The organism is Neptuniibacter sp. 1_MG-2023 (assembly GCF_030547185.1).
GTDB lineage: Bacteria > Pseudomonadota > Gammaproteobacteria > Pseudomonadales > Balneatricaceae > Neptuniibacter.
In genome coordinates, this window is the sequence record NZ_JAUOQR010000013.1 from 12,594 (window position 1) to 24,415 (window position 11,822).

Here is an 11,822-nt window from a genome sequence, read left to right on the forward strand (position 1 = left end):
TCTCCCGAACAAATAACTAAACAGCTACTTGCTCTTTTTTTCTTTATAGTCAGCCACTGCTGCTTTAATAGCATCTTCAGCTAAAACAGAGCAGTGAATCTTCACTGGTGGCAGAGCCAACTCTTCAGCAATAGCAGTGTTTTTCAATTCTGACGCTTCTTCTAAGGACATCCCTTTGACCCATTCAGTGATCAAAGAACTAGAAGCGATAGCAGAACCGCAACCATAAGTTTTAAATTTAGCATCTTCAATAATGCCATCATCGCTTACTTTAATTTGTAAGCGCATAACGTCGCCACAAGCAGGTGCTCCAACCATACCTGTACCAACGTTTGCATCTTTATCATTCATTTTGCCAACATTACGAGGGTTCTCGTAATGATCAATAACTTTCTCACTATAAGCCATGACGACCTCCAAAAAACTTTCAGCGTTGAATTAGTGATGAACCCATTCAACTTTGCTCAAATCAACACCGTCTTGAAACATATCCCACAACGGTGAAAGCTCACGTAATTTGCTCACTGCTTCTTCAATCTGTGCCGCTGCATAGTCCACTTCCTCTTCTGTCGTAAAACGACCGAATGAGAAACGAATAGAACTGTGCGCCAACTCATCATTTAAACCTAAAGCACGAAGCACATAGGAAGGCTCTAAACTTGCAGATGTACAAGCAGAACCAGACGAAACAGCTAGATCTTTTAATGACATCAGTAATGATTCACCCTCAACAAAAGCAAAGCTAATGTTAAGATTACCTGGAATGCGCTGCTCTTTAGAGCCATTCAGGTAAACCTCTTCCATACCCTCAATACCGGCTAGAAAGCGGTCACGTAGTGCAATAATTGCTTTAGTATCTGCCGCTAGCTCTTCTTTACAGATACGAGCAGCTTCACCCATACCAACAATCTGATGGGTAGGCAATGTGCCTGAACGCATACCACGCTCATGACCACCACCATGAATTTGTGCTTCTAAACGAACACGCGGTTTACGGCGTACAAATAGAGCACCGATCCCTTTTGGCCCATACATTTTATGCGCAGAGAAGGACATTAGATCAACTTTTGCTTTAGCTAAATCAATCTCAATTTTTCCTGCACTCTGAGCCGCATCTACATGAAAGATAATGCCCTTAGGACGTGTTAGCTCGCCAATAGCTTCTATATCAGTAATAGTGCCGATTTCGTTATTTACATGCATCAGAGATACTAAAATTGTATCTTCACGAATAGCATCTGCAACCGCTTGCGGCTCAATTAAACCATCAGAATTAGGCGTTAAGTAGGTTACTTCAAACCCTTCACGCTCAAGCTGACGGCAAGGATCTAACACAGCTTTATGTTCAATTTTCGAGGTAATAATGTGCTTACCTTTCTTTTGATAAAAGTGTGCTGCGCCTTTTATAGCTAAGTTATCAGATTCTGTAGCACCCGAAGTCCACACAATTTCACGCGGATCAGCATTAATCAGATCAGCAACTTGACGACGTGCAATCTCAACAGCTTCTTCTGCTTTCCAACCAAAAAGGTGTGAGCGAGAAGCCGGATTCCCAAAGTTACCATCTACAGTCAAACACTCGATCATTTTATTCGCGACGCGTTGATCCACAGGTGTTGTAGCTGAATAGTCCAGATAAATCGGTGTTTTCATTTATTCTCTCCGAGCCTACTTATACAGACGCTTTATCTGAAAGCGCCAGAGTATCTGATCCCGTCATAATCTGATCTAAATTGACTCGATTCTGACGTTCTGAAATATTTTGCACATCTTTTCTAGCCACTAAATCAGCCAAAGATATACTTCTTAAAAAACCATGAATTTGGTCACTTAAATCGCACCACAAATGGTGGGTGAGGCAAATCTCGCCATTCTGACAATCGCCATGACGCTGACAGCCTGTCGCATCAACCGATTCATTTACTGCGTCGATAACTTCAGCAACATTAATAATCGATTGTTCACGATTAAGCTGATAGCCGCCACCCGGGCCTCGTACACTACGCACTAATTCATTTCTACGCAGTTTTGCAAATAACTGCTCTAGATATGACAAAGAGATTCCCTGCCTTTCTGATATATCAGCCAAGCTAATAGGCCCTTTACCTTCATGAAGAGCCAAATCAAGCATTGCTGTCACAGCATAGCGCCCTTTAGTCGTCAGTCGCATATTCTTTACCCCGATGCGAGTTAGCATTTGAGTTCATTATGCAATACCCGACTAAAAAGGTCAATTAAATAACCAACCTCTTTGGTAGGGCTTTACCTACTTTGTGCGCAAATTCTAACACGAATAGCGAACAACCCCACGCCCCAAATCAAAGATTACTTTTTAAGCTGCTTCTGAGTCGCTGTTAAAATACCACGCAACACATTCACCTCAACCTTATCCATTAAAGAGCGAAGATAAAGTCGACGAAGCCTAGGCATTAATTGACGCGGACGTTCCGGATCTAAAAATTCTATATCAATCAACGTCTGCTCCATATGCTCAAACAACCGTTCTAAATCAGCACTTTCTGCTAAATCCATATCCCACTCTGTACCCCATTGAGGCTTATGCGCTTCATTTTGCTCAGCATACAAAGAAGCCATACGTAACTCATAAGTGATAACTTGAACTGCAGCCGCAAGATTTAAGGAGCTAAACGCCTCATTAGATGGGATATGCACATGATGATGACATAAGTGTAACTCCTCATTAGTCAAGCCTCGATCCTCTCTACCAAAAACAATCGCGACTTTTTTATCTGTCATTATAGGAGAGACGATTGACGCCAATTCACGAGGATCAACAACAGGCCAAGGAATATGACGCCCTCGCGCACTTGTCCCAACTACCAACTGACAATCAGCAATCGCATCTTCTAAGGTTTCATGAATAACAGCACGCTCTAAAAGATCAGTAGCACCCGAAGCGCGAGCATCAGCATTAGGATGAGGAAACTTTTTAGGGGCAACAAGATGCAGCTCTTCAAACTTCATATTTTTCATTGCACGTGCCACCCCACCAATATTTCCAGGATGGGTCGTATTAACAAGCACGATACGAACATTAACTGACATCAAATTAACCTTAAAAGTAGGAAATACTCTATTTTAACAGACCTAGCGATATCAATTCAGCTATTAAGCACATCTAATCGACGACTTAATACAAGCTTTTATTCACGACACCCTCATCCTCAGGTATAATGCTCGCTTCAATTTTGTACAGTCTTTAGGTCCCCATCAGATGCAACCTATGGTTAACATTGCACTGCGCGCTGCTCGCGTCGCAGGAGAACAGATTACCCGCGCCGTCGAACGCTTAGATCTTGTAAAATCAGAACAAGCGGATGCAGCAAAATTAATCAGCGAAACATGTAAAAAAGCTGAATTAAGCATTACTCAGGCGATTCATAAAGCCTACCCAAATCACAAAGTGATTGGGGAGTATACGGGGGAGCATGCACCTATCGGCGAAGGCCCTGAATTTACTTGGACTATAAACCCAATTGATAGCCTATCCAATTTCTCCAATGGCTTGCCTACTTTTGCGCTTTGCATTGCGGGTCAACAAAATAACCGCATCGAACATGCGCTTATTTTGAATCCAATCACAAATGAAGAGTTCACCGCAAGCCGAGGCCACGGTGCTCAGCTAAACGGCAAGCGATTACGCGTAAGTAACCATAAAGGCATAGAAAATGCCTTGATTAGCACAGGCTTCTTTAATCGCAAAAGCGACAAAGACCACCTAGACACTTACTTAAATATCTTTCGTGACATCACCTCTACTGGCGGCACCATCTATAACGGCGGCTCCCCAGCACTTAATTTGGCTTATATCGCTGCTGGCCGAATCGATGGCTACTATCAAATTGGCCTAAACTACAGTGAAATTGAAGCAGGCCTACTCCTTATCCAAGAAGCTGGCGGACTTATAGGCGATTTCAAAGGCAGCAATGATTTCCGCAAGAACGGCAATCTAATTGCGGGCAACCCGAAAATGTTTAAAGCCCTAATCAAAGCACTTCAACCATCACTGACTGATGATTTGAAATAAGCTTCGTTTAGATACAAAAAAACCGGCTAATGCCGGTTTTTTTATATCTAAACGAACCCTTACACTTCGTAAGGGTTGCGTAAAATAATCGTTTCAATACGATCAGGCCCAGTAGAGATGATATCTACAGGCGCCTCAACCAGAACTTCAATACGCTTAATATAAGCGACAGCAGCTGCTGGCAGCTCATCAATTGATTGAGCACCAACCGTACTTTCACTCCAACCCGACATAGTTTCGTAAACAGGCTCTACTACTTCGTAGTCTTCACTACCACTTAGAGAAGTAACCAAATTACCTTCAGAGTCCTTATAACCTACACAGATATTAATCTCATCCATGCTGTCCAGAACATCTAACTTAGTCAAACAAAGACCCGATACAGAGTTGATTTGAATCGCATGCTTTAGAGCAACCGCATCAAACCAACCACAACGACGCGCACGCCCTGTAGTCGAACCAAATTCATGACCACGTTCTGCAAGACCTTCGCCTACATTGCAATGCAACTCAGTCGGAAACGGTCCACCACCCACACGCGTAGTGTAGGCCTTAGTGATACCTAAGATATAATCCAGATATAACGGCCCAAAACCACTACCTGTAGACGCACCGCCCGCCGTAGTATTAGAAGAGGTAACATATGGATAAGTGCCGTGATCAATATCTAATAATGATCCTTGAGCACCTTCAAACATAATGTTCTTACCTGCTTTTCTCAGGTCATGAAGCATTGCTGTTACATCAGCAACCATAGGCGCAATCTGCTCACCCATCGCTAACGCTTCATCAAGAACGGTTTGGTAATCAACCGGCTCAACTTTGTAATAATGCTCAAGCTGGAAATTGTGATACTCCACAACCTCTTTTAGCTTAATCGCAAAGCGCTCTTTATCCATAAGGTCAGCCAAACGCAAACCTCGACGAGCAACTTTATCTTCATACGCAGGACCTATACCACGACCTGTTGTACCAATTTTTGCCTCACCACGCGCAAGCTCTCGTGCCTGGTCTAATGCAACATGATAAGGAAGAATAAGAGGACAAGCAGGGCTTAAGCGCAAACGCTCACGTACAGGAACCCCTGCATCTTCAAGACCTTTAATCTCTTTCAACAGCGCTTCCGGCGAAAGCACTACACCATTACCAATCATACACACGACATTGTCGCGTAATATCCCCGATGGAATCAGGTGCAAAACAGTTTTTTCACCGTCTATAACCAACGTATGCCCAGCATTATGTCCGCCTTGAAAGCGAGCGACTGCTGATGCTTGGTCTGTTAGCAAATCAACGATTTTGCCTTTACCTTCATCACCCCATTGGGTACCCAGAACGACTACGTTTTTGCCCATTGCTGCCTACTTGAGATTACTTAATAAATTTAATACAAGTTACAGATCGCTAACGATCCATTCACCATTACACCGCACTAACTGAGCGGTACACTTTGCTGCCGATTCAACACCAGACAACGCATAAATCACACAAACACCCTCGGAACGAAGCTGCTTCACTTTATCTAAAAGCGAAGCATCTTCCTCAGCTGGCGCCAAAACTACTTCAAGACTTGGAGCGACCTCTTTAGAGAGCTCAACCAGTCTATGCAAATCCGCACTAAAACCCGTTGCAGGGCGTGCACGACCAAAATCTCGGCCAATTTCATCATAACGGCCGCCTTTAGCAATCGCTTGCCCAAACGCAGGAGTATATGCAGCAAAAACAACACCCGTATGATAGTTATAACCACGTAATTCACTCAGATCAAAATACTGATCCAAATCGGGGAAACGTAACGCAATACGATCAGCTAATTGCTGCAAATACTCAATTGCATCGAGTACACGCTTCGGCGCTTCAGCAAATAATGTACGAGCACGAGACAGTACTTCAACACCACCGTTTAAACGTGGCAACGCTAATAAACACTGAGCAATGATAGGCTGCGCATCTAAGGAGGCTACAAACACTTCTAATTCTGGCAAAGCCTTACGGCTTAATATATCTAGATACTGATCTTGCTGCTGGTCAGTCAGCTCAGCTATTTCCATCAACCCAGTAAACACACCAACATGACCTAAATCTATACTCAACTCATGCTCAAGGCCTACCATTTGCATGGTCTCAACCATCAGAGAGATAACCTCTACATCACTCTCAATACCTGAGTGACCATAAAGTTCAGCACCAATTTGCAGAGGATTACGTGAAGCTAAAGGCTGTGCCGGCATAGCATGAACAACAGGACCGGCATAACAAAGACGTGTTACCCCCGATTCACGCAAACGGTGAGCATCTATACGTGCAACTTGAGGCGTAATATCTGCACGTACACCGATCAAATGACCACTCATCTGATCCGTAGCTTTAACCGTATTGAGTTCTAAATCACGACCAACACCGGTAAGCAGAGATTCTAGATGTTCAAACAAAGGCGGCATAACGAGCTCATAACCCCAATGTTCGTACAGATCCAATAGACGCCTACGTAAAATTTCAACGCGACGGGCTTGCGAAGGAAGAAGTTCTTGCACACCTTCCGGTAGCAGCCAACGATCTGCCAATGCCATGTGGTACTCCGTATATCTCAAAAAAACATCACACCGGGCAAACACCCGATACTTCAATAAATCTTTAATGAACTACGTAGAGAAGAAAAACCCCTAGTAGCATACTGCCAAGGCCGATAAAACGTAGAGACCGGTCACTGACAAGCGCAAGCTGCTGAACAAGATTGCGCCAACGCTGTGGATAGAGGAATGGAATAATACCTTCGAGTATAAGCATCAAGCAGAAACCAATCACCAAACCATCAACTAATTCAGATGACACTACTTAATATCCCCAATCTTATCACACAAAAAAACCGGGCTTTAACCCGGCTGCCGTATTCTATCACGGAATCAGGGGAATGCCTTCCCCTGAACCGTTTTTTTGTGCATTTTCACATCAACATTTCTTAACGTACACCAGGTTGCCCCATGTACTTAAAGAAATCGCTGTCAGGCTTTAAGACTAGCACATCGCCACTTTGAGAAAATGACTCGCGGTACGCCTGCAAACTACGGTAAAACGAGTAGAACTCAGGGTTAGCAGAATAGGCTTTAGCATAATTATTTGCTGCAACCGCATCACCTTCACCACGAAGCTCTTCAGATTCACGATAAGCTTCAGCCTCAATAACCGTTCTCTGACGATCGGCATCCGCACGAATACCTTCCGCTAACTCTTTACCGCGAGAACGAAGTTCACGGGCTTCAAGCTCACGCTCTGAACGCATACGTCCATAAACAGATTCAGATACCTCTTGCGGTAGATCAATACGCTTAACACGCACATCAACCACTTCAACACCGAACTCTTGGATCGCAATTGCACTTAGCTTATTAGTCAGCTCACGCATCAATTCTTCACGCTCACCTGACACAACTTCAGTAACAGTACGTTCACCAAATTGATTACGTAAACCCGTGTCAACACGGTCAGATAACAATTGAGCGGCCTTCAGTGCATCACCCGAGGTAGCCGTATAGAACTTTTGCACATCTGATACACGCCATTTCACAAAAGAATCAACGATCAAACGCTTTTTCTCTAGTGTCAAATAAGCTTGCGGACGCGTATCCAACGTCAAAATACGAGAATCAAACTTTCGTACTTTGTTCATAACCGGAATTTTAAAATGCAATCCCGGTGCAACATCAGCCTCAGAAACCTCACCAAACTTCAGCAATACAGCACGTTCAGTTTCTTTCACTATATAAAGAGAGCTTTGAGCCAACAAAACAACAACAGCCAGTAAAGCTAGGCCTACCATAGATTTAGATTGCATTATCGACCCTCCCTACGCGTACTCTGTCTTATACGAAGCTCATCCACCACCTGATCAGTCACTTCTCTCAAGCTTTGACTATCTAAACGAACTGGCGAATTAGCATCTGCCGATACCGGACGGTTCTGCATGATTTTATCAAGCGGTAAATACATCATGTTATTACCACCCTCAACATCTACAAGAACTTTAGGGTTAGCAGCAAGCACTTCCTGCATTGTATCTAAGTACAAACGTTCACGAGTAACATCAGGAGCCTTTTCATACTCAGTCAACAGTGCCGTAAAACGCTTAGCATCACCTTCAGAGCGGGCAACAACCTGCTCCTTATAGGCACTCGCCTCTTCTAGCACACGCTGCGCCTGACCACGGGCCTCTGGAATAATACCATTAGCATAAGATTCAGCTTCGTTTTTAACTCGCTGCTCATCTTCTCGCGCCTTGATCACATCATCGAATGCATCTTGAACCTGGTTAGGTGCTTTAGCCTCTTTAATATTGACCTTAGATATACGTAGACCTGTACCATAATCCGTCATATAACCCTGCAAGCGTTCCTGCACTTGAATAGACAGCTGTTCACGACCTTGGGTTAAGATTGAATGCATATTGGTAGAACCAACTACATGACGAAGTGCAGATTCTGCAGCATTAGAAAGACTCGCTTCAGGATCTCTAACGGTTAGCACAAACCCTTTGGCATCAGTAATAACGTACTGAACCGTCATTTCAACATCCACAATATTTTCATCTTTAGTCAACATAAGTGCACGATGATCACGCGTACGTACACGCGTTACGTTTACTTTTTCAACCAGATCAATTAACGGCGGATTCCACTGTAAACCAGGGCCAACAGTATCGTTATACTTACCTAAACGTAGCACTACACCTCGTTCTTGCTGATCGACGGTATATACCCCCATACCAGCCCAAATCACGATAGCAATAAGCGCAATAATCCAGAACAAGCCAGCACCACCAGAGGATGTACTTGAACCACCGCCATTTCCGGCATTATTTTTACCGGAACCACCGAATATGCCACTCAGCTTATCCTGCAATTTCCGCAATGCCTCATCTAAGTCCGGCGGTCCTTGATCACCACCCCCTTTATTTCCCCCTCGGTTATTATTACCACTACCCCAAGGATCTTTATTATCACCATTACCACCAGGCTCATTCCAAGCCATATGCCACTCCGTATAAACAACTAGTTAGCTAGATTAAAACACACAAATTCAATAAGTATTATTCGATTGATATTACTCAGCCCCTCGCAATACCCGAAGTATTCACAAAACAGCTCCAGCAATCAAATTAAATCAATAAGGATTGACCTCCATTGGGAAACAACGTTCCCGAGACATACCCAACCGACTCAAAATTTGTAACATATCTTTCTTTTGTATACGCACTTCAAGAACAATAGACCCTTTATCATCCATTTGCTCCGAAAGCACCGCACCACTTTCATATAACTTTGCTCTAAACTGCCCTTCGTCTGGCTGTAAAGAGACACAATCATGATAAACATCATCCGCAAGCAACTCATTCACAGCCTGAAATAACAGGTCATGACCTACGCCTGCAACAGCAGAAAGCCACACACGAATAGGCTTACCCTCTTCGTTACGATCGATTCTTGCTTCACGCCCCTCAAGCAGGTCTATTTTGTTATAAACCTCAAGCACAGGAACTTCATCGGCTCCGATTTCACTTAAAACGTGCTCAACTTCAGTTATATGCTCATGCCTGTCATCATCATGACAATCAATAACATGTAACAGCAACGTTGCTTCAATCGTTTCTTGCAATGTTGCTCTAAATGCTTCAACTAACTTATGCGGAAGGTGACGAATAAAACCAACAGTATCAGCTAATATCGCAGACCCAACATCTTCAATTTCTATACGGCGCAATGTAGGATCAAGCGTCGCAAAAAGCTGATCAGCCGCATAAACCTCAGAGGCTGTAAGAGAATTAAACAGTGTGGACTTACCAGCATTGGTATAGCCAACCAGCGAGAGCGTTGGAACTTCGGCACGTTTTCTTGAGCGCCGCCCTTGATCTCGCTGTTTACGTACTTTTTCTAAGCGCTTATGAATAGACTTCATACGTGCCCGAAGCAAACGCCGGTCAGTCTCAAGCTGTGTTTCACCTGGACCTCGCAGACCTATACCACCTTTTTGTCTTTCTAGGTGGGTCCAGCCTCGAACCAAGCGAGTCGACATATGATCTAACTGCGCTAACTCAACCTGCAACTTACCCTCATGAGTACGCGCACGCTGAGCAAATATATCCAATATCAGCCCTGTACGATCAAGCACTCTACATTGAATTTCATGTTCAATGTTTCGTTCCTGAGCAGGGCTCAAAGCATGATTAAAGATCACAACTTCAGAGTTGTGATGATCAACCAATACTTTTAGCTCTTCAAGCTTGCCTTGACCAATAAAGAACTTAGGGTTCGGATGCCCAAGAGACCCGGTAAGAAATTCAACCGGATCTGCACCAGCTGATAATGCCAGCTCTTCGAGTTCCTTTGGACTTTCTTGGTCAGCAGCAGCTGCCAAATTCATGTGTACTAATATGGCGCATTCGCCACTCTTCGGTCGCTCAAAGAACAATTATTATCAGTCCTCAGCTTTCATTTCGTCAGCCGCCGGTAGTTTTACAGGGCGCGCAGGTACAACTGTAGAAATTGCATGCTTGTAAACCATCTGACTAACTGTGTTTTTTAACAGAATGACAAACTGATCAAACGATTCAATCTGTCCCTGCAATTTAATACCATTTACCAAAAAAATAGAGACCGGAATGCGTTCCTTACGTAACGCATTTAAATAAGGGTCTTGTAACGATTGCCCTTTTGACATTTTGCAAACTCCTTCCCAAGAAATATTTTATATTTTGTCGTTATAGTATTGCTGACGGCGCACAATTCGCCTCACTGTAGCCGAATTACAACTAATATACGGCATTTTTTCAGTCCAGCATGACATTATATAATGCCACCATCCACTAATTTCAAGGCATTAGATAATAGTTTTGAGTCATGGCTGTCCATCCAAGTAAGATTTTCCCAACTTCTTAGCCAAGTAACCTGTCTTTTTGCTAGCTGGCGCGTAGCTACTACACTTTTGAATTTCATAGTTTCAAAATCCCAAGTTCCAGCAAAATACTCCCACACCTGTCTATAGCCAACACAGCGTACGGCGGGCATTTGCAGCGTTAAATCACCACGATCCCACAACCCCCTAACCTCATCTATAAAGCCTTGATCCAGCATAATATCAAAGCGTTTTTCTATACGTTCATGTAGTTCAGAACGATCTTTAGGCATTACTGCCATAGGAATAATAGAAAAATCAGGTTGTTGTGCTTTTTGTTCTGCCCAGAGTTCACTCATAGGCCGACCAGTGATCTCATACACCTCAAGGGCACGCTGTAAACGCTGCGAATCATTTTTATTTAAGCGAGCTGCAGATTCTGGATCGACTTCAGCTAAACGACTATGAATACTCTCCCAGCCATTCAATTCAGCCTCTTTAAGAATTCGCTCCCGCACATCTGCATCAGCCTTCGGTAACGTGGCCAACCCATTCTTTAAGGCATGAAAGTACAGCATAGTTCCCCCAGTCAAAAGAGGAATTTTTCCCGCTGATCGAATTTCTTCAATTTGTGCCAAAGCATCACAACGAAATTCAGCCGCTGAGTACGCATCAAGGGGATCGCATATATCAATCAATTTATGAGGATAACGCGCCAACGTGGCAGCATCAGGCTTTGCCGTGCCTATATCCATTCCTTGATAAATCATCGCAGAATCAACACTGACTATTTCACAAGGCATATTATCGTAAAGCTGCATGGCAAGATCAGTTTTGCCTGAAGCTGTAGGCCCCATTAAAAAAACAACCGGTAAATTACTCAAATCAC

General features: G+C 43.6%; 13 protein-coding genes. 1 reads left to right on the forward strand and 12 read right to left on the reverse strand.

The features are described from left to right. Window positions 1-24: 24 nt before the first annotated feature. The 4 genes from iscU to Q4492_RS13380 all read right to left on the reverse strand — a co-directional run bounded on the left by iscU (window position 25) and on the right by Q4492_RS13380 (window position 3,066). Window positions 25-408, reverse strand: a complete 384-nt coding sequence (iscU, locus tag Q4492_RS13365) for a Fe-S cluster assembly scaffold IscU (RefSeq protein WP_303418826.1) — start codon at window positions 406-408, stop codon at window positions 25-27. A gap of 30 nt (window positions 409-438) precedes the next feature. Then, window positions 439-1,653: an IscS subfamily cysteine desulfurase gene (locus Q4492_RS13370; protein ID WP_303418829.1), complete on the reverse strand. Its 1,215-nt coding sequence runs from the start codon at window positions 1,651-1,653 to the stop codon at window positions 439-441. A 19-nt stretch (window positions 1,654-1,672) separates the two neighbouring features. After that, window positions 1,673-2,170 carry a Fe-S cluster assembly transcriptional regulator IscR gene (gene iscR / locus Q4492_RS13375; protein WP_067869944.1) on the reverse strand — a complete coding sequence of 166 codons (498 nt, stop codon included), beginning with the start codon at window positions 2,168-2,170 and terminating at the stop codon, window positions 1,673-1,675. Window positions 2,171-2,325: 155 nt separating this feature from the next. Then, window positions 2,326-3,066 carry an RNA methyltransferase gene (locus Q4492_RS13380; RefSeq protein ID WP_303418834.1) on the reverse strand — a complete coding sequence of 247 codons (741 nt, stop codon included), beginning with the start codon at window positions 3,064-3,066 and terminating at the stop codon, window positions 2,326-2,328. 169 nt (window positions 3,067-3,235) lie between these two features. Between Q4492_RS13380 and Q4492_RS13385 the strand changes: the two genes are divergently transcribed. Further along, window positions 3,236-4,048, forward strand: a complete 813-nt coding sequence (locus Q4492_RS13385) for an inositol monophosphatase family protein (RefSeq protein WP_303418837.1) — start codon at window positions 3,236-3,238, stop codon at window positions 4,046-4,048. A 59-nt stretch (window positions 4,049-4,107) separates the two neighbouring features. Here the strand turns inward: Q4492_RS13385 and Q4492_RS13390 are convergent, their stop codons facing one another. The 8 genes from Q4492_RS13390 to miaA form a co-directional block, all read right to left on the reverse strand. Further along, window positions 4,108-5,403 carry an adenylosuccinate synthase gene (locus Q4492_RS13390; protein ID WP_303418839.1) on the reverse strand — a complete coding sequence of 432 codons (1,296 nt, stop codon included), beginning with the start codon at window positions 5,401-5,403 and terminating at the stop codon, window positions 4,108-4,110. Between the two features lie 39 nt (window positions 5,404-5,442). Further along, a complete protein-coding gene (locus tag Q4492_RS13395) occupies window positions 5,443-6,618 on the reverse strand; it encodes an ATP phosphoribosyltransferase regulatory subunit (protein ID WP_303418842.1) in 1,176 nt (391 codons plus the stop codon). Window positions 6,619-6,682: 64 nt separating this feature from the next. Continuing rightward, window positions 6,683-6,880 (reverse strand): DUF2065 domain-containing protein, encoded by a 198-nt coding sequence (locus Q4492_RS13400; RefSeq protein WP_303418845.1) that lies wholly within the window; start codon window positions 6,878-6,880, stop codon window positions 6,683-6,685. Window positions 6,881-7,007: 127 nt separating this feature from the next. Beyond that, window positions 7,008-7,880, reverse strand: a complete 873-nt coding sequence (hflC, locus tag Q4492_RS13405) for a protease modulator HflC (protein WP_303418847.1) — start codon at window positions 7,878-7,880, stop codon at window positions 7,008-7,010. After that, window positions 7,880-9,073 carry an FtsH protease activity modulator HflK gene (hflK, locus tag Q4492_RS13410; protein WP_303418850.1) on the reverse strand — a complete coding sequence of 398 codons (1,194 nt, stop codon included), beginning with the start codon at window positions 9,071-9,073 and terminating at the stop codon, window positions 7,880-7,882. Before hflK ends, hflC begins: the two co-directional genes overlap by 1 nt. 132 nt (window positions 9,074-9,205) lie before the next feature. After that, window positions 9,206-10,510: a ribosome rescue GTPase HflX gene (gene hflX, locus Q4492_RS13415; protein ID WP_303418853.1), complete on the reverse strand. Its 1,305-nt coding sequence runs from the start codon at window positions 10,508-10,510 to the stop codon at window positions 9,206-9,208. A gap of 6 nt (window positions 10,511-10,516) precedes the next feature. Then, the gene (gene hfq, locus Q4492_RS13420; RefSeq protein WP_067865939.1) at window positions 10,517-10,759 is read right to left on the reverse strand and encodes an RNA chaperone Hfq; all 243 of its coding nucleotides are present in this window, start codon (window positions 10,757-10,759) and stop codon (window positions 10,517-10,519) included. Window positions 10,760-10,884: 125 nt separating this feature from the next. Continuing rightward, a complete protein-coding gene (gene miaA / locus Q4492_RS13425; protein ID WP_368389443.1) occupies window positions 10,885-11,817 on the reverse strand; it encodes a tRNA (adenosine(37)-N6)-dimethylallyltransferase MiaA in 933 nt (310 codons plus the stop codon). Between the last annotated feature and the right edge of the window lie 5 nt (window positions 11,818-11,822).